This window comes from Dermacoccus sp. NHGro5 (assembly GCF_017565385.1).
Taxonomy (GTDB): Bacteria; Actinomycetota; Actinomycetes; order Actinomycetales; family Dermatophilaceae; genus Dermacoccus; species Dermacoccus nishinomiyaensis.
Window position 1 is genome coordinate 1 of sequence record NZ_JAGEKQ010000001.1, and the last position, 19,244, is coordinate 19,244.

Genomic DNA, 19,244 nt, shown 5'->3' on the forward strand with positions numbered 1-19,244 from the left:
AAAGGCCTGACGACGATCAAGCAACCCCAGGGGTTGTGGAGGTTCGTGCTTCATGGAGCACGAACCTCCACAACCCCTGCGTCGATGAGTGCGGCTTCGATCTGGTCGAGGAACGCATCAGGGTCGCTGCGCAGGCCGATGTCGGGAATGCGCAGGACGCGATCGACGTCGAGGGCGACGGCGTTCTGCCGCAGCGCGTCGGTGATCGGGTTGGCGCCGCCCTGGTGGTGTGCGCCGTCTATCTCGGCGACGCGGCCGTCGGCGTTCCAGCGTGCATCGAGGTACCAGCCCCCGTCGGGGCCCTGGCGCACGACCTGACGATCCGGCAGTGGAGACCGGCGTCGACGCGGGTGCGCGACGAAGGCGAGTTCGTCGATGGATTGCGACCCACCGCCGATGTCGCGGATGAACCCGGCGATGACGCGTCGTCGCCGCAGCGTGGGGTGCATCTGCGACGCCGTAGAGAGCCGCTCAGGTGTGGTGAGGCGCTGTTGCACCGTCATCGCGAGCAGCGCCCCGGCCGCGTGATCCGTGGCGGCGAAAGAGGCGGCACGAATGGCCGCGACGTCCTCGCGCGCTCACGGAACGGGAGGGGCGTGCAGCGGCGGCACGTGGCGAACACGATGCTCACTCACGCCGTCGCCAGGCCGAACCGCGCCTTTCGCGGGCCCGCAGCATCCCGGCGCACGAGCGTACGCACGTAGTGACGCTCGATGCCGCGCTCGCGCAACTGAGCTCGGCCGACGACGCCGCACGAGGCCACGGCCAGGTCAGCCGCCACCTGAGCTGCACTCACTCGCTCCCCAGTCATGGATCCAGCCTGACGCGCACGCCGCGCCCGGCGCCATCGACGTCGGCTCACCCTGGGGACGGGGCCTACCCCCTTGACGATGACGCCCGCAGCCGTCACCGCTGGGGACGGCGGCCGCGGACGCCGACAAGGGTTGAGGAGGTTCGCGCCCCATGGAGCGCGAACCTCCTCAACCCTTGAGTCGATGACTGATGCAGCGGTCAGACGATGAGACCGGGCGTCTGCTTCGACGCCTTCTCGAAACGCGCCTGCACATCAGCCCAGTTGACGATGTTCCACCACTGCTTGACGAACGTCGCCTTGTCGTTCTTGTACTGCAGGTAGTACGAGTGCTCCCACATGTCGAGCATGAGCAGCGGAACCATGCAGATCGGCACGTTGCCCTGGTGGTCGAAGTGCTGAACGATGTACAGCTTCTGCGCGACCATGTCCCACGTCAGCACCGACCAGCCGGAGCCCTGCACACCGAGGGCGTTGGCCTCGAACTGCGCGCGGAACTTGTCGAACGAACCGAAGTCGGCGTCGATACGAGCCGCGAGATCACCAACGGGCTTGTCACCACCGTCAGGCGACATGTTCGTCCAGAACACCGAGTGATTGACGTGGCCACCGAGGTGGAACGCCAGGTTCTTCTCCAGCGTGCCGAGGAACGTGAACTCCTCCTTGTCACGCATCTCCGACAGCTGGTCGACGGCCGTGTTGATGCCCTTGACGTACGTCGCGTGGTGCTTGTCGTGGTGCAGCTCCATGATCTCGCCCGAGATGTAGGGCTCGAGAGCTGCGTAGTCGTAGGGAAGTTCCGGGAGCGAGTAGTCAGCCATGACCCCACGCTACCCACCTGCGACGAAGTCGCAACTAAGGCATACCTCGTCAGATGCGATACAGTCGCACCTGGGACGGGAAGCGCGAGAGGCCACGAGCAACAACTCGTGGCCTCTCGTCATGCGTGACGAGATGGGCTGGGCGCCCGATCGGTCGTCAGCACGCGTCAGATCGTCAGCGCACGATCTTTTTGACGCGCTTCCTCAACGCTCGTTAAAACCTTCGCAACCTCAGGCCCCAACGAGCCAGATCGTCAGCGCACGATCTTTTTGACGCGCTTCCTCAACGCTCGTTAAAACCTTCGCAACCTCAGGCCCCAACGAGCCAGATCGTCAGCGCACGATTTTTTTGACGCGCTTCCTCAACGCTCGATAAAAAACCTTCGCAAGCTCAGGCCCCAACGAGCTAGATCGTCAGCGCGTAGTACGTCAAGATGATCGACGCGCCGGCACGCTTGATGCACGTCAACGACTCGCGGATCATGCGCTCACGATCGATCCAACCGTTCGCTGCCGCAGCCTCGATCATCGCCATCTCACCCGACACCTGATACGCCGCGACCGGCACCGTCGCGGCAGCCGCGACGTCCGACAACACGTCCAGGTACGGCAGCGCGGGCTTCACCATGAGGATGTCGGCGCCCTGCTCCTCGTCGAGCATCGCCTCACGCAACGACTCGGTGCGGTTGCGCGGATCCTGCTGATACGTCGCGCGATCACCCTGCAACGAACTCTGCACGGCCTCACGGAACGGGCCGTACGCCGCCGACGCGTACTTCGCCGAGTACGCCATGACGGCGACGTCGTCGTGCCCCGACAGATCGAGCGCCGCACGGATGACACCGATCTGGCCGTCCATCATGCCGCTCGGGCCGAGCACGTGCGCACCGGCCTGCGCCTGCGCCACCGCCATCTGCGCGTACACGTCGAGCGTCGCGTCGTTGTCGACCCGGCCCGCGTCGTCGAGAACCCCGCAGTGACCATGGTCGGTGAACTCGTCGAGGCACAGATCACCCATGACGAGCAGGTCGTCACCGACGGCGTCACGCACGGCACGCAGCCGGACGTTGAGGATGCCGTCAGGATCGAGCGCACCCGAACCCACGGCGTCCTTCGACTCCGGCACGCCGAACAGCATGACGCCTGCGATGCCGGCGTCACGCGCGCGCATCGCCTCCGCGACGAGCGAGTCGAGCGTGTGCTGCACGACGCCCGGCATCGATGCGATCGGCGTGTTCTCCGAAGCGTTCTCGCGCACGAACACCGGCAGGATGAGGTCGGACGGCGAGACGACCGTCTCGGCGACCATGTCGCGCATCACCGGCGAAGTGCGCAGCCGCCGCGGACGGTGCGTCAGATCGTAGCTACCCATCAGGCCTTCACCTTTCGTCGGGCCGCCCCGCGTCGATCGCTCGGGCGGCGTACCTTCTCCCCAGACTCCGCGGCCTCGTGGGCCAGCGACCGGCCGTAGCCGGCGAGAGCGTCGACGAGGGACGCCGCCGACGCCTCGGGCGCGACGACGTCGACGCGCAGCCCGTGCTCTTCGGCGGTCTTAGCCGTCGCCGGGCCGATGCACGCGACGACGGTCGACGTGTGCGGCTTTCCGGCGATGCCGACGAGGTTGCGCACCGTCGAACTCGACGTGAAGCACACGGCGTCGAACTTGCCCGACTTGATCGCCTCACGCACCTCCGGCGCGGGCGGGGCCGCGCGCACCGTGCGGTACGCGGTGACGTCGTCGACCTCCCAACCCATCTCCTCGAGGCCCGCGACGAGCGTGTCCGTCGCGATGTCGGCGCGCGGCAGGAAGACGCGGTTGATCGGGTCGAGATCCTCGTCATATTCGGCCCACACCTCGAGCAGACCCTGTGCCGACTGCTCACCCGACGGCGTCAGGTCGGCCTCGAGGCCCCACTCGCGCAGCGCGTTCGCCGTCACCCCGCCGACGGCGGCGATCTTGACGCCCGCGAACGCGCGCACGTCGAGCCCGAACTCGGCGAACTTCTCGCGCACGGCGCGCACGGCGTTGACGGACGTAAATCCGACCCACTCGTAGCGCCCCGTGACGAGGCCCTTGACGGCCTTCTCCATCTGCTGCGGCGTGCGCGGCGGTTCGACGCTGATCGTCGGCACGACGGTGCTCGTCGCACCGTGCGTCGCGAGACGCTCGATCATCGAACCCGATTGCTCCTTCGTGCGCGGCACGAGCACGTTCCAGCCGAACAGCGGCTTGTTCTCCCACCACGACAGCAGGTCGCGGTGCGCGACCGTCGAGCCGACGATCGCCATGACGGGCCCGTCGAACGAGGCTCGCTTGAGCACGGCGGGCACCTCGTCCAGCGTCGTCGTCACCGTCGACTGCGTGATCGTCGTGCCGTTCTCCGTCAGCGCGACGGGCGTGTTGCCCCGTCGGCCGGCCTCGCGCAATTGGCACAGCGACGTCTTGAGCGCGTCGGCCTGGCCGAGCACGACGACGGTGATGCACGCGTCGATCGAACGCGCCCAGTCGATCTTCGGGTCGCCGGCGGTGACGACGTGGACGGTGCGCGCCTTCGCGTCCGTCAGCGGCACGCCCGCGTACGCGGGCACCGCGGATACGGCCGAGACGCCCGGGACGATCTCGAAGTCGATGCCCGCCTTGGAGCACGCGAGCGCTTCTTCGGCGAGGCCGTGGAACGTCGACGGGTCGCCGTCCATGAGGCGCACGACGAGCGGCTGCTCGCCACCTCGAGCCGAGCTGTCGGCGTCATCATGCTGCGCTGCAACGGATTTCGCGGTCTTGACGACGAGCTTCGCGCGGCTCGCGGTGGTGAGCTGCGCGCCCGCGTCGCCATAGCCTGCGTCGACGAGCTCGACCTCGTCGCGCACGAACGGCGCGACGAAGCGCTCACCGCAGATCTGGTCGAAGATCACCGCGTCCGCGTTCTCGATGAGGCGCGCGGCGCGCATCGTCAACAGGCCCGGGTCGCCCGGGCCCGCGCCGACGAAGGCCACCCTCGCGTGGTGCTGGTCGGTGCTCATGCGCCTGCCTCCTTCGTGCTCGTCGTGGGATTCGGTGTCTCGCGCGGCGGGATGACGGCGCCCGCGCCGTCGTCGAGCAGCGTGCGGGCGAGCGCCTCCCCGACGGCGACCGGGTCGTCGTAGGAGCCGACGTCGCTGCGGCGCAGCTCGAACGAGCCGTCGGGCGCACCGACGAAGGCGCGCAGTGAGATCTCGAGCGAGCCGTCGGTCTCTTCGACGATCTCCGCAAGCGCGCCGACCGGTGCCGCGCAGCCGGCTTCGAGGGCGCCGAGCACGGCGCGCTCGGCGGTGACGGCGGCGCGCGTGTCGGCGTCGTCGAGCTCCGCGAGCGCGGCGATGACGCGTGCGTCACCCTCGCGGCATTCGAGCCCGAGCGCGCCCTGGCCGGGGGCGGGCAGCATCTGCAGCGGGTCGATCGTCTCGCTGATGGCGCCGGTGCGTTCGACACGCGTCAGCCCGGCGCGCGCCAGGATGACGCCGTCGAGTTCTCCGCTCGTCACGTAGCCCATGCGCGTGTCGATGTTGCCGCGGATGTCGCGGATCTCGAAGCCGAGCCCGAGCGCCTGCAGCTGCGCGGCACGTCGCGGCGAACCAGTGCCGACGACGGCGCCTGCGGGCAGTTCGCCGAGCGTCAGACCGTCACGGGCGACGAGGGCGTCGCGCGGGTCCTCGCGCACGGGGATGCCGGCGATCACGAGGCCCGGTTCGGGCGCGACGGGCAGGTCCTTGAGCGAGTGCACGGCCATGTCGACCTCATCCTCGAGCAGTGCGCGGCGGATGGCGGCGGCGAACACGCCCGTGCCGCCCATCTGCGCCAGCGAGGCGCGGTTGACGTCGCCCTCGGTCGTGATCTCGACGATCTCGACGGCGTGGCCGTGCGCGCGCAACTGTTCGGCCACCCACGTCGACTGCGTCATCGCGAGGTGGCTGCGTCGGGTGCCCAGGCGGATCGGCGCGGCGTCGGCTGCTTGGCTGTTCATGGCATCTCCGGGGGAACCGTGACGACGCGCGTCTGCGCGGGGTCGAGGTCGAAGAGGGCGGAGAGCACTGCGGCGTAATCACTCTCACCGACAGCACCACCCTGGCTGGCAAGTTCTTTCACCCGCACCGTGGGCGTGTGCAGGAGTTTTTCGACGACGCGGTGCACCGTCAGCTGCACCTGCGCGCGAGTCGTCTCGTCGAGGTCGACGCGGCTGTCGAGGCGGCTCAACTCGGCGGCGACGATGTCGGCGGCGTTGGCGCGGAGCGCCGCGACGGTCGGGGCGACGCGCTCGGCGCGGCGCGCGACGACGTAGGCGGCGACCTCGCTCGTCACGAGGTCCTGGACGGCCTTGATCTCCGCCTCCGCGCCGGGCTCGCCCTCGACCTGCGGGCCGAGGTCGCCGAGGCCGAGCACGGCGACGCCGCGCACGCAGGAGACCTCGTCGGCGATGTCGCGCGGCAGCGCGAGGTCGACGTAGACCTGGGGGCGCCCTTCAGGATTCGCGCGAGCCGCGAGCGTCGCGTCGATGACGTGGCCGACAGCGCCGGTGCACGACACGACGAGGTCGGCGGCGGCGAGGGCGTCGGGCAGTTCGTCGATGGGGCGCGCGGCGCAGCCGGCGGCGTCGGCGAGGCGGCGGGCGGCGTCGAACGTGCGGTTGACGACCGTCACCTCGCCAAGACCGTGACGCACGAGCGTGTGGGTGGCGAGGGAGCTCATGGCGCCCGCCCCGACGACGACGGCGCGCACACCCGTCAGGTCGCCGAGCATGTTGCCCGACAGGTCGAGGGCGCGCTCGACGAGGGAGCGGCTGACGGTGTCGATGCCCGTCTCGGAGTGCACGCGCTTGCCGACGCGCAGCGCCTGCTGCACGAGCCGCGACATGACGGGGCCGATGCGCCCGGAGCGCTGCCCCTCGCGCAGGCTCTCGCGCAGCTGGGCGAGGATCTGGCTCTCCCCCACCGCGAGTGAGTCGAGCCCGGCGGCGACGTTGAACAGGTGCGCGACGGCGCGTTCGTCGAAGTGGACGTAGAGGTGTTCACGCAGCTCGCCGAGGCCGACACCCGTCGCGGCGGCGAGCGCCTCACCGATCTCGGTGACGGCGCCGTGGAACGTCGTCGCATCGGCGTACACCTCGACGCGGTTGCACGTCGACAGCACGATCGGCTCGTCGACGTTCTCCCCCGCAAGCAGCCGCTCGAGCAGCGCCTGCTGACCTGCGGGGTCGAGAGAGGCACGCTCCAGCACCGCGAGTGGCGCCGAGCGGTGGGACAGGCCGAGGACGATGACGCTCATGCCAGGAGCTCCTTCGTGGTGCGAGAGCGGGCGAGGCGTGAGTGCTGCTCACGGAACGCGAGGATCTGGAGTTCGCCCGCCATGTCGACGCCGCGCACCTGCACGTCGGCGGGCACGGTCAGGACGGTGGGGGCGAAGTTGAGGATGCTGCGCACACCGGCGACGACGAGGCGGTCGGCGACCTGCTGCGCCGCGGTGGCGGGCGTCGCGATGATGCCGATGACGCCCTCGCCCGGCTCGGGTCGCAGCGCCTCGAACGGGACGATGACGCGGCCGCCGACGTCCGTGCCGACGACGCGGGGGTCGTCGTCGATGAGCCACTTGATGTCGAAGCCCTTGACGCCGATGCCGCCGTACGTCGCGAGCGCACGCCCGAGGTTGCCCATGCCGATGATGGCGACGGACCACTCGCGCTCGAGGCCAAGAGCGCCGGCGACGTGGTCGGCGAGGGTGACGATGTCGTAGCCGACACCGCGCACGCCGTACGAGCCGAGGGCCGACAGATCCTTGCGCAGCTTGGCGGAGGAGACCCCGGCCTGCTCGGCGAGCGCCTCGGAGGAGATTCGCTCCTGCCCCACCGCGGCGCGCTCGTTGAGCACGCGTAGATACACCGGTAGCCGATTCACGGTGGCGTCGGGAATCTCCCGGCGCTCTACGTGCTCGGTGCTCACGGCAGCTACGGCCTTTCCTCGGGGCTCACGCGCTCACTTCGCGGTGCGGGGCGCGTATACCAAACGCCCGCACAGGCGTTCGCGGGACCCCCCGAGCTTAGACCTTGTGCACCGAGGCACAAAGTGGCGTGACGTCGTTCACGTCCGCGTGATGACGCGGAATGAGGGCCATTTCGACGCGACGGGACCTTGGTCCCTACCTCCGCCGACGCCCGCCCGTGACGGCGCGGCGCAGCCGATCCTCGTCGACGCGCCAGTAGTCGTGCTGCTTGCCGTCGACCAGCGTGACGGGGATCTGCTCGGCATACTTCGCGACGAGATCGGGCTGCTCGAGCATGTTGATCTCCTCCACCTCGGCGCCCGTCTCGGCGGCGACCTTCTCGACGACGGCGCGCGCGTCGTCGCACAGGTGGCAGCCGGGCTTGGTGATGAGGGTGATTCTTCTCACAGCATCATCGGGGGTGCGCCCGAGAGCGCGTCGCAGCGGGGAGACGTTCATCGCATCAGCCTAGGAGCATGCCCCGAGCATGCAACAGGCCCCTGCCGCGGGGCGGCAGGGACCTGGAGCGTCAAGAGTGATCAGGTCACTTCTTGTTGCGACGCTGGTGACGCGTCTTGCGAAGCAGCTTGCGGTGCTTCTTCTTGGCCATGCGCTTGCGGCGCTTCTTGATGACGGAGCCCATGAGTGAACCGTTCCTTACCTGTTGTCCTTGGCGATGCCCGTGCCGACATTCGCCGGTGCGTTCCTGCCCCACCGCGAGGTGGGTCGGCCACGGGAATATCTGAGCCATCCTATCGTCTGCTGTTTTGCTGCGCGACTCGTGGGGGTGACGCGCCGTTCACCGGCGAGTGCTTCGACGTCCCGTCGTGGCGCTCGCGCCCATCGCCCACGGGTCGTCACTGCCGGGCAAGGTGGACGTCAGTCGAACCAGACGTCGAGGCCATGATGCGGGAAGACGGCTTCACGTGTCGCCATGACGGCCTGGTCGACCTGCGACTCGGGATGCATGCCGGAGGCCCACGACTGGAACCATACGTCGTCGTTCTCGGCGACACCGTCACCCATCTTCGTCGGCGCCGTGCGCCCCGTGATGGCCTCGACGTGGCGGCGCCACTCGTCCGGCGTCGGCGTCTCGAGCGGGATCGGGTGATCGGCGGCGATGGCCGTCAGGTGCGTCCACGAGCGCGGGACGACGTCGACGAGCTCGTACCCGCCGCCGCCGAGCGCGACCCAGCGCCCGTCGCACACGTCGTGCGCGAGCTCGTGCAGCGACTGATGCGCCATCTTCTGCGCGTCGACCGTCAGCACCATGTGCGCGAGCGGGTCGGAGTAGTGCGAGTCGCAACCGTGCTGGGTGACGAGCACCTGCGGCGCGAAGGCCGTCACGACAGGGTGGACGACGGCGTGCAGCGCGCGCAGCCACTCGGCGTCGCCCGTGCCGGGCGGCAGCGACACGTTGACGGCCATGCCCTCGGCCTCGGGCCCGCCGCAGTCGCGGGCGAAGCCGGTGCCGGGGAACAGCACGGTGCCCGACTCGTGGATCGAGATCGTCAGCACGCGCGGGTCGTTCCAGAACGTCTTCTCGACGCCGTCGCCGTGGTGGACGTCGATGTCGACGTACGCGACGCGCTCGACGCCCTGATCGAGCAACCACTGGATGCCGATCGCCGCGTCGTTGTAGATGCAGAAACCGCTCGCCGCGTCGGGCATCGCGTGGTGCAGGCCGCCGGTGAAGTTGACCGCGTGCTCGTACTCACCGGTGTGCACGGCCTGGACGGCGCGCAGCGTACCGGCCGCGATGAGCGCGGAGACGTCGTGCATGCCGACGAACGCCGGGTCGTCCTCCGTGCCCAGACCGAACGACGTATCGGCGTCCGCCGGGTTCGCCGATGCGGCCTCGACAGCGTCGACGTACGCGCGCGAGTGGACGCTGAGGAGGAACTCGTCGCTTCCGTCGGGCAGGCGCGGCGCCTCGACGTCGACATGCCCCAGAACGCCGAGACCCTCCGCGAGGCGCGCAGTCAGCGCGAGCCGCAGAGGGTTCATCGGGTGACCCTCACCGAAGTCGTACCGCGTCAGCGCGGCGTCCCAGATGACGAGGGTCGGGTGGGGCATGACGTCAGTGACGCGCGTCGAGGACGTCGCTCGGGATGGAGGTCTCGTCGGCACCGACCGGGTAGACGAACGCAGCCTCTTCCTCGGACTCGGTGTCGGACGAGTTCGGGTTCATCGGACGACGGTGCTCGGTCGGCAGGAAACCGCGGCTCGACGCGAACGCCACACCACGCGCGTTGTCGGTGCCGACCCAGTAGATGACGGCGCCCAGGTTCTCCTTGCGCGCCTGCTCGAGAACAGCTTCGAGCAGCGCGACGGCGACGCCCGTGCCACGCGCGTCGGGCGTGACCCACAGGCCGAACAGCTCGCCGTACGGCGACTCCTCGTCGTCACGCACATCGCTGCGGAGCGAGACGACGCCGACCTTGTCGCCGTTCTCGTCGGTCGCGAGGATGCGGCGCGCACGCGCCATGCGTCGACGCCACGCGCTCTCGTCGAGCTGCTTCTCGGCGGACGACGACGCCGCGAAGGCCTCGGGCGACTCCTCGAGAGCGCTCAGGCGAACGTCGCGGTAGATCTGCCAGTCGTCTTCGCCAAGGGTTCGTACAGTCAACGCAGTCATACGCATATCGAACCACGTTTGGCTGAGCCGATGGGCGCTGGGGGGGCCGTGCGCCGGATGCCGGGGGCAGCGGCCGCGATGAGGCGCGCAATCTGCTTGCCCGTCAACGTTCTTGGATGGGTGAACATCGGGTGAACGAGCGATCGAGGGGCGGACGGAAGCGAGTCGAGGAAGCGCCGAAGCGTCGCACGAACGACACGCCCCACTGATTCAGCCGTGTTGATTCTTCCCTGCTGGTTCTTCCCGCCGATCGAGCCCTACGAGCTCAACCCATCGACGCGGACTTGTCGTGGCAGGCCTTCATCGCCGCCACCATCGCCGCGCGCACGGCCCGCTGGTCGAGTTCGGCGAGCGCCGTGATCGTGGTCCCGCCGGGGCTCGAGACCTTCTCGCGCAGCTGGACGGGCGACTCCCCCGACTCCGCGAGCATCGTGCCCGCGCCGACGATCGTCTGAACGGCGAGCCGGTGCGCGACATCGCGCTGCAGGCCGAGCAGGACGCCCGCCTCGATCATCGCGTCGGCGAGGTAGAACAGGTACGCCGGGCCGCTGCCGGAGACCGCCGTCACGGCGTCGTGGTCCTTCTCGGCGACCGTGATGACGTCGCCCGACGCGGCGAGGAGCGTCTTCGCGCGCGCCAGCTGGTCGTCGTCGCAGTGTGCGCCGGGCGTCACCGCGTGCATGCCCGCCCCGACCATCGCGGGAGTGTTCGGCATGACGCGGACGACCGCGGCGCCGTCGGGCAGGTGCTCCTCGAGCGAGATGGTCGATCGCCCCACGGCGAGGCTGACGACGACGGCGCCGTCCGCGAGATGCGGGCCGATCTCCTCGAGCACGTCGTCGAGCTGGTACGGCTTCACGCCGAGCACGACCGTCTCGGCGCTCGCGACGGCGTCGGGGTTCGACGTCATCGTTGCGACGCCGTACTTCTCGCGCAACTGCGCGCCACGCTCCTCGCGACGCGACGTGGCGACGACGTCATCCGCGTCGAAACCGCCTGCGAGAGCGCCGGCCATGACGGCCTCGTTCATGTTGCCGGTGCCGATGAACGCGATGCGGCGGGCGGACTTCGTCATGTCATCTCCTGCGTCGAACGGGGTTGGGCAGCGTCAGTGCCAACGACGGCCGTCCCGCGAGCGCGCTCGCGACGTATGTCGACCACATCGGGCCGTACGGGACGACGACGCGGCGCGCGAAGGCGTCATCGTGGTGGGTCGGGGCCGTGACGCCGAGCGGGGTGACGACCTCGGCGCCCTGCGCGTCATGGCGGCGCACGAGGGAGGCGGCGATGTCGAGCAGCAGCGCGTCGTCGGTGTCGAAAGCCGTGACGGCCTGCGCGTCGAGCAGCGCCTTCGTGATGTCGACGAACGCGTTGCCGCTCTCGCGCGCCGATGTCATGCCGAGCGCGGCGTCGAGGCGTTCCGTCGTCAGACGCACGCGACGCCCGTTCGTGGCGAGGTCGCTCAGGTCGTCGGACGCGCCGCGCAGGCGGGTGGGCAGCACGATGCCGGTCTCCGGAAAATCCTGGCGCAGTTCGTCGCCGAGCACGTAGACGGCCTGGATGTAGACGGGGTCGGTGACGGTGAGCGTCAGCGTCACCCCCGCGTTGCGCGCGGCCTGCCCGACCTCGCGCAGACTGTTGATGAGGACGCCGCCCGAGACGTCATCGGCGAAGACGCCGAACGTGCCGACGTCGATCGTCAGATCCGGTGACGGCGCGCCGGTCGCGGCGAGCGCGCTCACTGCGCCGATCGTGTCGGCCTGGACGGTGAGCAGGTCGTCCGTGCTCGCCGGCGGCACGAGCAGCGGGCGCCACGAGATACGGGGATGTTCGTCGGGGCTTTCAGCGGTAGTGGCGGCTGCTGCGCTCGTGAGTTCGTCGGTGAGGCGGATGGCGTCGTCGATGCTCTCACCGGCGACGAGCGACTTCGCCGCGGCGCGCGCGATCGGCCCACGCGACGCCGCCGAGACGACCTTCGACGTGGCTGCGGGCAGACGCGGACCGAACGAGTACTTCGGCATCGGCGCCACCTCCTTCGTCGACGTTTCGACCCAGCCTACGTGGCCCATCCGTGCGTCGGCACACCGTCTCGCGGCTGCACGGGGCGGGTTCGTCAGAACGGCGAACTGATGCGTCCGGCCCCGATCGCGAGGTGCAGCCGCGCGAACGCGAGCGCCTCGGCGAGGTCGACGAGCCGGTCTTCGTCGGACAGGCGTCGCGTGCCGACCTCGACGACGACGTCGCCGCCGAACTCGTCACGCGCGAGCATCTCGAGCATCTGCGCGCACGGCTGCGTGCCGCGCCCCGGAACGAGGTGCTCGTCCTTGTAGGAGCCGAGCCCGTCGGCGAGGTGGATGTGGCTGAGGCGGTCGCCGAGTTCTTCGGCAACGGCGATGGCGTCGCTGCCGGACGTCGCCGTGTGCGACAGGTCGAGCGTCGTGTGCGCGTAGTGGTTGCGCCGCAGATCCCAGTGGGGCAGGTACGCCTGCACCTCGCGTCCGCGAGCGCGCCACGGGAACATGTTCTCGACGGCGAGCTTGATCTCCGGGTGGCGGGCCTCGCGCTCCGCGACGCCGTCGACGAACCCCGTCGCGTACTCCTTCTGCCACCGGAACGGCGGGTGCAGGACGACCGTGCCGGCTCCCACGTCGCGCGCGAGGTCGACGGAACGGTCGATCTTGCCCCACGGCTCGTTGCCCATGACACGTTGCGTGAGCAACAGCGTCGGGGCGTGGATCGACAGGATCGGCACGCCGTGACGTTCGGACAGCTCGCGCAGGGCCCGCGCGTCCTGGCTCGCCGGCTCGGTCCAGACCATGACCTCGACGCCGTCGTAGCCCAGTTCGGCGGCGATGCGGAAGGCCGCCGCCGTGCTCAACGGGTAGCACGACGCGGTGGACAGACCGACGCGGATGCTCACGCCAGCGCGTCCAATCGGCGCAGGATGAGCCCCTCGCGCAACGCCCAGGGGCACACGTCGAGGGAGTCGACGTCGAACAGATCCATCGTCGCCTCGATGACGACGGCACCGGCGAGCACCTGCGCGCTGCGTTCGACGCTGACGCCGGGCAGCTGCGCGCGTTCGGTCGCCGTCATCGCCGCGAGCCGCGGGACGAGGTCGCTGAGGCCTGCGCGGGCGAGCGAGCGCGGCGCGAATGGGCCGTCACTCGACGGCGCGGCCCCCATCAGGCGCGCGAGGGAACGGATCGTCTTGCTCGTGCCGACGGTGCGATCAGGTGTGCCCCAGCGCGTCAGATCCAGTGCGACGCCGGCGATCTCGGCGCGCACGCGCGTGCGCAGGGCGCGCAGATCTTCCGCGGACGGCGGATCGCCCGCCAGCTCACGCGTGAGGCGCCCGGCCCCCAGCGGCAGACTGACGGCGGTGTCGGGCGTCTCGTCGATACCCGTCGCGAGTTCGAGCGAGCCGCCGCCGATGTCGATGCCGAACAGGCGCCCGCTCGACCAGCCGAACCAGCGGCGCGCGGCGAGGAACGTCACGCGCGCCTCCTCCTCGCCCGTCAGCACGCGCAGCTCCTGGCCGGTGTGCTCACGCACATGATCGAGGACGGCCTGACCGTTGGGCGCCTCGCGCACCGCGGACGTCACGAACGACATGAGTTCGCTGATGCCGGCGTCTTCGGCGATCGTCACGCATTCGCCGACGAACTGCGTCAGATCGGCGATACCGGATGCGTCGATGAAGCCGTCGGCGGTGACGTGTTCGGACAGGCGCAGCACGCGCTTGTGCGACATCGCGGGCAACGGCTGGGCGCCGGGGTGCGCATCGACGACGAGCAGGTGCACGGTGTTGGAACCGACGTCGATGACTCCGAGGCGCATGGTCGCAGGGTATCCGGCTCAGCGGAACGTGGGGTACCAGGCGTCGTAGTCGGTCTCCAGCTGGGTGAAGCCCTTGTGGAAGTGCCGCTGCGCGAGGGTCTCGATGTCGGTCGTCGTCGTGACGGCGTCGGTGTAGAACGCCATGACGGCGCCGTTGCCGTACGTGTCGCGCAGGAAACGCGCGAACGTGAACGCCACGTAGTACGCGTCGGCGGCGTTCGCGCCGCGCAGTTCCTCGTCGCTCGGCAGATGCGGACGGATGTCGGTGCGCTTGTGCGGCGCCTGCGGGACGAGCTTCTGGCCGACGTACTCGGCCCACCCCTCGAGCAGCCACAGCGGCCGCGTCTCGCGCAGCTTCTCGAGCGTGAGGGCGTGGAACGCCTCGTGTGCGAGCGTCTCGCGGGCCGCCACGTCGTTCGCGTGACGCACCGTCCACGGCGCGACGACGACGAACGGCAACGTGCCGCCGCGCGTCACCGTGCTCGCGAGCTGGCTGCCCGGCTCGGTGCCCGTGTACTTCTTGAAGTCGGCGTCATCGCGCGGCACGACGACGAGCAACGGGTTCGCAGAGGCGTGACGGTCGAGGCCGCGCACGGCGGAGACGGCGCGCTCACTCGCCGTCACGATCCCGGAGGGGATGACGGCGTTGGTAACGGCGACGACCATCGCGCCGCCCTTCGACTGCGTGCGCGGTTGCGACCCGACCTTCTCGGCGATGCCGCTCTGCGCCATCCGGGCCGCGGGCGTGGTGGCGGGGCTCGTCGTCGAACTCGAGGTGGGGTTCGAGGCGCTGCGCGTCGTGAGGGCGCTGCACCCGGTCAGCAGGGAGAGTGCGAGGGTGCCGGCAGCGAGGCTCGTGCGCGAGGTCATGCGTGGCCTCCCCTGTCGGCGTCGCGGGTGTCTGCGGCGGAACCTCGACGATACCCGCGCCGGGCGGTGAGCACCTATCATCGCGGGCGTGGCTGAATGCGATCTCGAGATACCGCGCACCTGGGTCGAGTTCGACGACCCGGCGAGCGAGGCGGACGCCGTCGAGCGCTTCCGCTGCGACCTCACGTGGTTGACGTCGAACTGGACGTGCACGTTCGGCGACGGATGCTGCGGCATCGATGCGTCGAAGCCCGACCTGGGATGCTGCGTGCTCGGCGCGCACTTCACCGGCGACGAGGACGAGGCGCACACCGCGTCGGTCATGAAGACGTTGACCCGCGACGAATGGCAGTTCTACGACGAGGGCCACTCGGCTGACGGCTGGGTCGAGGTCGACGAGGACGGCGACCGCAAGACGCGCGTCGTCGAGGGTGCCTGCATCTTCTTGAACCGGCCGGGATTCGGTGACGTCACCTCGTCGGTGGAGGGTTCGGACGACGTGAGGACGGCCGGCCCCGGCCTGGGTTGCGCGCTGCATCAGAAGGCGTGGGCGACGGGCGTCGAGCCGTGGTCGCTCAAGCCCGAGGTGTGCTGGCAGTTGCCGATCCGACGTTCGTATCGTCGCGTGACGCTGCCCGACGGTGAGGAGTATCTCGAGACGACGATCGCCGAGTACGACCGTCGCGGATGGGGTTCGGGCGGGCACGACCTCGACTGGTACTGCTCGGGCAACTCCGAGGCGCACGTGGGAGCCGAGCCGGTCTACGTCTCGCAGCGACCCGAATTGGTCGAGCTCATGGGCCAGGCCGCCTACGACGTGCTCGTCACGTACTGCGAGGCGCACCTCGCAGCGGCTGCCGCGCTGGCCGTCACACCTGCCGGACGCGACCTGCTGCCGCTGTACGTGCATCCCGCGACGCTGGAGGCGCAGGGCCGCTGACGCGCTGTCGTGCATGAGGATGTCGTGCTCGGTGGGGCGGCAGGCATGGTCGGCTCACACCTTGGCGTTCAGTACCGTGACCGTGGAAACATTGGGATGTGGCGACGGGCGAAGCGAGCCCTCGACGCCGCCGCCAAGCCCCAGGGGAGCACTGTGCCGTGAACGCGACCGTCCCCTCTGCCGCCGAGTACGACTACCGCGTGTTCTGGTCATCGGAAGATGGCGCGTTCGTTGCCACCTGCGCAGAGTTCCCCTCGCTCTCATGGCTGGCCGACTCCCAGACGGCCGCGCTCACCGGGCATCACCACCTTGGTGGACGATGACCTGACCGACATGCGCACGTCGGGTGAAGAACCGCCGCCTCTTTCGCGACGGACGTACTCGGGAAAGTTCAACGTCCGACTGCCGCAGGAGCTTCACCGTCGACTGGCGCGGGAGTCGGCCCAACAGAATGTCAGCCTCAACCAATACGTCGTGAGCAAACTGGCGACGTGACGAGCTGTGGCGTGACTGCCTCCCGAGTCTGCGGATGTTGCGTCGTGAACGCGCGCCATTTCACGCTTTGATGACACAACATCGCGACGGTGGTGGCTGAGGGGGCGAAGGACGCTCCCGGGGCGGCTGAGCGCAGGATTACCCGCCATTCCGGGGTTGTCGGCGCTCGCGTCTAGGGTTTCGACCATGGCGAGCAAGGCTTCGAAGCGAACGACGTACCGCTGCACCGAGTGTGGGTGGCAGACGGTCAAGTGGGTCGGGCGATGCGGTGAGTGTCAGGCGTGGGGCACCGTCGAGGAGGTCGGCGGGCCCGTCGCCGTTCGCACCCAGGCCGCGTCGAAGGTGGCCAACCCGGCCAAGCCGATCGGCGACGTGGACGCGACGAAGGCGTCCGTCACGACGACGGGCGTCGGCGAGTTCGACCGCGTCCTGGGTGGTGGCCTCGTACCGGGCGCCGTCATGCTCGTCGCGGGAGAGCCGGGCATCGGCAAGTCGACGCTGCTGCTCGACGTCGCCGCGCGCGCGGCGCGCGCTGACACGAAGGTGCTCTACGTCAGCGGCGAGGAATCCGCGGCGCAGGTGCGTCTGCGCGCCGACCGCACGGACGCGGTCGCCGACACGCTCTACCTCGCGAGCGAGACCGACCTCGCCACCGTGCTCGCGCACATCGATGCGGTCCAACCGACGTTCCTCGTCATCGACTCCGTGCAGACGATCGCGAGCGCCGAGGTCGACGGTTCGGCCGGCAACGTCTCGCAGGTGCGCGAGGTCGCGGCCGCCATCATCCAGGTGGCGAAAGCCCGCAACATCTCGACGGTGCTCGTCGGGCACGTGACGAAGGACGGTTCGATCGCCGGCCCCCGTCTGTTGGAGCACCTCGTCGACGTCGTCATCACCTTCGAGGGCGAACGTCACTCGCGTCTGCGGCTCGTGCGCGCGGTCAAGAACCGCTACGGGCCGACCGACGAGGTCGGTTGCTTCGACCTGTCCGACGGCGGCATCCAGGGTCTGTCGGACCCGAGCTCACTGTTCCTCACCTCGCGCGACAAGCCCGTCGCTGGTACGTGCGTCACGGTGACGCTCGAGGGTCGCCGACCACTCGTGACGGAGGTACAGGCGCTCGTCGCGCCGTCGGCAGGTGGTTCGCCGCGCCGCACGACGTCAGGGGTCGACTCCTCGAGGACCGCGATGATCCTCGCCGTTCTCGAACGCCGCGCGGGTGCCCCCGTCAGCCGTGCCGACTGCTACGTCTCGACGGTCGGTGGCGCGAAGCTGAGCGAACCGGCGTCCGACCTCGCCGTCGCGTTGTCCCTGCTCAGTTCGGCGCAGGAGAAACCGCTGCCGGCGGGGCTCATCGCCGTCGGCGAGGTGGGACTTTCGGGAGACATCCGCGCCGTCAGCGGTGTGGCGCGACGTCTCACCGAGGCGGCGCGCATCGGGTTCGACAAGGCCATCATTCCCGCCGGGTCGCTCGGCACCGAGAAGACCCCCGCGGGCATGCGCATCGCCGAGTGCGCCGACCTCGGCTCGGCGATGCGTGCCGTCGGAACGGCATCAGGTGATTGAGCGGCCCGGTCAGCGATGCCCCGAGGGCCCGGATTCCCACCGGCCAGTTGAGTCACTTACGTCCCGACGATTCAGTCACGACTGACCCATCCTCACCCACGCGACGCAGCCGCCCCGCCACCACGCCCGAGACACCCCAGGCGACCATCAGCACCCCCACCGACCACGACGTGATCCATCCACCCACCCCGGCCACGGTTTCCCTAACCTGGAAGACAACCCCTCACCACGTGTGGCCACCATCACAGGCCGCGATCGGTACTGCGAAGTAACCCAAACCCGGCACTAAGGTGCCAGAGGCATCGAGCGCGCCGCATGGCTGCGCCGAGTACGACGACGACCTGAGGATGAACCAGACGTGTTTTCCGGACGTAACGCCCGCGCTGCCGCTCTGCCCGCGCAGCTGTCCCGTAGCTGGCTGCTCGCCAGCGCCATGAAGCCCGAACTCTTCGACGCGGCCCTCGCCTCCGAGGCCGATTCCGTCATCTTCGACATCGAGGATGCCGCGCCTGCGTCCGACAAGTCCACGGCGCGCGACAACGTCGTCAAGGCCCTCGAGGACGGCGCGACCGGTTGGGTGCGCATCAACGACATCAACACCGAGTTCTGGGAGGACGACCTCAACGCCCTCCACGGCATCCCCGGCCTGCGCGGCGTCATGCTGGCGAAGACGGAGAAGCCCGAGCACGTCACGCTGACGGCGATGCGCCTCAACCCGGGAACCCCCGTCCTCGCGCTCGTCGAGTCGGCCATCGGCATCGAGAACGCAACGTCGATCGCGTCCGCCCCGGGCACCTTCCGCCTCGCGTTCGGTGTCGGCGACTTCCGCCGCGACACCGGCGCGGGCGCCGACCCGATGGCGCTCGCGTATGCGCGCTCCAAGCTCGTCGTCGCCTCCCGCGTCGGCCAGCTGCCCGGCCCGATCGACGGCCCGACCCTCACCGACTCCGAGGACGAGCTGCTCGAGGCGTGCAAGGTCACCCAGAACATGGGCATGACGGGCAAGCTGACGCTGCGCATCGACCAGACCGACCCGATCAACCGTGGCCTGTCCCCCAGCCACTCTGAGATCGAGTGGGCCGCCGAACTGCTCGACTCGCACGAGCACGGCGGCGGTACACGCGACGGCAGCTACGCGCCGCGCCTGGCACGAGCGCAGAAGATCCGCAATCTCGGTGAGTCCTACGGGCTCTGGACGGTCTGATCAGCAGACATCGCGACACCTGAGCGGGTGGGTGCGCGCCGCCACGTCA

General features: G+C 69.5%; 21 protein-coding genes. 4 read left to right on the forward strand and 17 right to left on the reverse strand.

The genetic code is table 11. The features are described from left to right. Positions 1-50: 50 nt before the first annotated feature. From J4Z35_RS00005 to J4Z35_RS00085, 17 genes are all read right to left on the reverse strand, one after another. Positions 51-503: a hypothetical protein gene (locus J4Z35_RS00005; RefSeq protein ID WP_208065226.1), complete on the reverse strand. Its 453-nt coding sequence runs from the start codon at positions 501-503 to the stop codon at positions 51-53. A gap of 128 nt (positions 504-631) precedes the next feature. Continuing rightward, positions 632-811 (reverse strand): hypothetical protein, encoded by a 180-nt coding sequence (locus J4Z35_RS00010; protein WP_208065227.1) that lies wholly within the window; start codon positions 809-811, stop codon positions 632-634. 200 nt (positions 812-1,011) lie between these two features. Further along, positions 1,012-1,632, reverse strand: a complete 621-nt coding sequence (locus J4Z35_RS00015; RefSeq protein WP_006943682.1) for a superoxide dismutase — start codon at positions 1,630-1,632, stop codon at positions 1,012-1,014. Positions 1,633-2,038: 406 nt separating this feature from the next. After that, complete coding sequence (gene hemB / locus J4Z35_RS00020) at positions 2,039-3,004, reverse strand: porphobilinogen synthase (RefSeq protein WP_208065228.1); 966 nt, start codon at positions 3,002-3,004, stop codon at positions 2,039-2,041. Further along, positions 3,004-4,653: a bifunctional uroporphyrinogen-III C-methyltransferase/uroporphyrinogen-III synthase gene (locus J4Z35_RS00025; RefSeq protein ID WP_208065229.1), complete on the reverse strand. Its 1,650-nt coding sequence runs from the start codon at positions 4,651-4,653 to the stop codon at positions 3,004-3,006. The genes hemB and J4Z35_RS00025 overlap by 1 nt, the downstream gene beginning before the upstream one ends. Then, positions 4,650-5,633 carry a hydroxymethylbilane synthase gene (gene hemC / locus J4Z35_RS00030; protein ID WP_208065230.1) on the reverse strand — a complete coding sequence of 328 codons (984 nt, stop codon included), beginning with the start codon at positions 5,631-5,633 and terminating at the stop codon, positions 4,650-4,652. Before hemC ends, J4Z35_RS00025 begins: the two co-directional genes overlap by 4 nt. Then, the gene (locus J4Z35_RS00035) at positions 5,630-6,931 is read right to left on the reverse strand and encodes a glutamyl-tRNA reductase (protein WP_136788519.1); all 1,302 of its coding nucleotides are present in this window, start codon (positions 6,929-6,931) and stop codon (positions 5,630-5,632) included. The genes hemC and J4Z35_RS00035 overlap by 4 nt, the downstream gene beginning before the upstream one ends. Beyond that, positions 6,928-7,602 carry a redox-sensing transcriptional repressor Rex gene (locus J4Z35_RS00040; protein ID WP_136788518.1) on the reverse strand — a complete coding sequence of 225 codons (675 nt, stop codon included), beginning with the start codon at positions 7,600-7,602 and terminating at the stop codon, positions 6,928-6,930. The genes J4Z35_RS00035 and J4Z35_RS00040 overlap by 4 nt, the downstream gene beginning before the upstream one ends. A gap of 196 nt (positions 7,603-7,798) precedes the next feature. Beyond that, positions 7,799-8,101, reverse strand: coding sequence for a glutaredoxin family protein (locus tag J4Z35_RS00045; protein WP_006944000.1), 303 nt, complete (start codon positions 8,099-8,101; stop codon positions 7,799-7,801). 85 nt (positions 8,102-8,186) lie between these two features. Next, positions 8,187-8,285 (reverse strand): AURKAIP1/COX24 domain-containing protein, encoded by a 99-nt coding sequence (locus J4Z35_RS00050; protein WP_003792170.1) that lies wholly within the window; start codon positions 8,283-8,285, stop codon positions 8,187-8,189. Positions 8,286-8,521: 236 nt separating this feature from the next. Next, a complete protein-coding gene (locus tag J4Z35_RS00055) occupies positions 8,522-9,718 on the reverse strand; it encodes an acetoin utilization protein AcuC (protein ID WP_115296970.1) in 1,197 nt (398 codons plus the stop codon). 4 nt (positions 9,719-9,722) lie between these two features. Beyond that, positions 9,723-10,280: a GNAT family N-acetyltransferase gene (locus J4Z35_RS00060; protein ID WP_006943987.1), complete on the reverse strand. Its 558-nt coding sequence runs from the start codon at positions 10,278-10,280 to the stop codon at positions 9,723-9,725. A gap of 265 nt (positions 10,281-10,545) precedes the next feature. Next, positions 10,546-11,355: a pyrroline-5-carboxylate reductase gene (gene proC / locus J4Z35_RS00065; protein WP_006943993.1), complete on the reverse strand. Its 810-nt coding sequence runs from the start codon at positions 11,353-11,355 to the stop codon at positions 10,546-10,548. Between the two features lies 1 nt (position 11,356). Further along, entirely contained in the window at positions 11,357-12,301 is a 945-nt protein-coding gene (locus tag J4Z35_RS00070) for a hypothetical protein (protein WP_136788517.1), read from the reverse strand. 92 nt (positions 12,302-12,393) lie between these two features. After that, positions 12,394-13,200, reverse strand: coding sequence for a sugar phosphate isomerase/epimerase (locus J4Z35_RS00075; RefSeq protein WP_074040211.1), 807 nt, complete (start codon positions 13,198-13,200; stop codon positions 12,394-12,396). Next, a complete protein-coding gene (locus J4Z35_RS00080; RefSeq protein WP_074040209.1) occupies positions 13,197-14,120 on the reverse strand; it encodes a Ppx/GppA phosphatase family protein in 924 nt (307 codons plus the stop codon). Before J4Z35_RS00080 ends, J4Z35_RS00075 begins: the two co-directional genes overlap by 4 nt. A gap of 18 nt (positions 14,121-14,138) precedes the next feature. After that, on the reverse strand, positions 14,139-14,990 hold the full coding sequence (locus J4Z35_RS00085; protein WP_074040207.1) for a hypothetical protein: 852 nt from the start codon (positions 14,988-14,990) through the stop codon (positions 14,139-14,141). Positions 14,991-15,078: 88 nt separating this feature from the next. Between J4Z35_RS00085 and J4Z35_RS00090 the strand changes: the two genes are divergently transcribed. The 4 genes from J4Z35_RS00090 (at position 15,079) to J4Z35_RS00105 (ending at position 19,195) form a co-directional block, all read left to right on the forward strand. Then, the gene (locus J4Z35_RS00090) at positions 15,079-15,930 is read left to right on the forward strand and encodes a hypothetical protein (RefSeq protein ID WP_038569458.1); all 852 of its coding nucleotides are present in this window, start codon (positions 15,079-15,081) and stop codon (positions 15,928-15,930) included. Between the two features lie 333 nt (positions 15,931-16,263). Then, complete coding sequence (locus tag J4Z35_RS14780; RefSeq protein ID WP_237723987.1) at positions 16,264-16,425, forward strand: type II toxin-antitoxin system HicB family antitoxin; 162 nt, start codon at positions 16,264-16,266, stop codon at positions 16,423-16,425. A 186-nt stretch (positions 16,426-16,611) separates the two neighbouring features. Then, complete coding sequence (gene radA / locus J4Z35_RS00100; RefSeq protein WP_074040205.1) at positions 16,612-17,991, forward strand: DNA repair protein RadA; 1,380 nt, start codon at positions 16,612-16,614, stop codon at positions 17,989-17,991. Between the two features lie 358 nt (positions 17,992-18,349). Then, on the forward strand, positions 18,350-19,195 hold the full coding sequence (locus J4Z35_RS00105) for a CoA ester lyase (protein ID WP_144694250.1): 846 nt from the start codon (positions 18,350-18,352) through the stop codon (positions 19,193-19,195). Positions 19,196-19,244: the final 49 nt, after the last annotated feature.

Coding starts and splice junctions, on each gene's coding strand:
- radA (WP_074040205.1), top strand. CDS start 16,612: ATGGCGAGCAAGGCTTCGAAGCGAACGACGTACCGCTGCACCGAGTGT.
- hemB (WP_208065228.1), bottom strand. CDS start 3,004: ATGGGTAGCTACGATCTGACGCACCGTCCGCGGCGGCTGCGCACTTCG.
- J4Z35_RS00085 (WP_074040207.1), bottom strand. CDS start 14,990: ATGACCTCGCGCACGAGCCTCGCTGCCGGCACCCTCGCACTCTCCCTG.
- hemC (WP_208065230.1), bottom strand. CDS start 5,633: ATGAACAGCCAAGCAGCCGACGCCGCGCCGATCCGCCTGGGCACCCGA.
- J4Z35_RS00015 (WP_006943682.1), bottom strand. CDS start 1,632: ATGGCTGACTACTCGCTCCCGGAACTTCCCTACGACTACGCAGCTCTC.
- proC (WP_006943993.1), bottom strand. CDS start 11,355: ATGACGAAGTCCGCCCGCCGCATCGCGTTCATCGGCACCGGCAACATG.
- J4Z35_RS00080 (WP_074040209.1), bottom strand. CDS start 14,120: ATGCGCCTCGGAGTCATCGACGTCGGTTCCAACACCGTGCACCTGCTC.
- J4Z35_RS00045 (WP_006944000.1), bottom strand. CDS start 8,101: ATGAACGTCTCCCCGCTGCGACGCGCTCTCGGGCGCACCCCCGATGAT.
- J4Z35_RS00035 (WP_136788519.1), bottom strand. CDS start 6,931: ATGAGCGTCATCGTCCTCGGCCTGTCCCACCGCTCGGCGCCACTCGCG.
- J4Z35_RS00060 (WP_006943987.1), bottom strand. CDS start 10,280: ATGACTGCGTTGACTGTACGAACCCTTGGCGAAGACGACTGGCAGATC.
- J4Z35_RS00055 (WP_115296970.1), bottom strand. CDS start 9,718: ATGCCCCACCCGACCCTCGTCATCTGGGACGCCGCGCTGACGCGGTAC.
- J4Z35_RS00070 (WP_136788517.1), bottom strand. CDS start 12,301: ATGCCGAAGTACTCGTTCGGTCCGCGTCTGCCCGCAGCCACGTCGAAG.
- J4Z35_RS00050 (WP_003792170.1), bottom strand. CDS start 8,285: ATGGGCTCCGTCATCAAGAAGCGCCGCAAGCGCATGGCCAAGAAGAAG.
- J4Z35_RS00005 (WP_208065226.1), bottom strand. CDS start 503: ATGACGGTGCAACAGCGCCTCACCACACCTGAGCGGCTCTCTACGGCG.
- J4Z35_RS00010 (WP_208065227.1), bottom strand. CDS start 811: ATGACTGGGGAGCGAGTGAGTGCAGCTCAGGTGGCGGCTGACCTGGCC.
- J4Z35_RS00025 (WP_208065229.1), bottom strand. CDS start 4,653: ATGAGCACCGACCAGCACCACGCGAGGGTGGCCTTCGTCGGCGCGGGC.
- J4Z35_RS14780 (WP_237723987.1), top strand. CDS start 16,264: ATGCGCACGTCGGGTGAAGAACCGCCGCCTCTTTCGCGACGGACGTAC.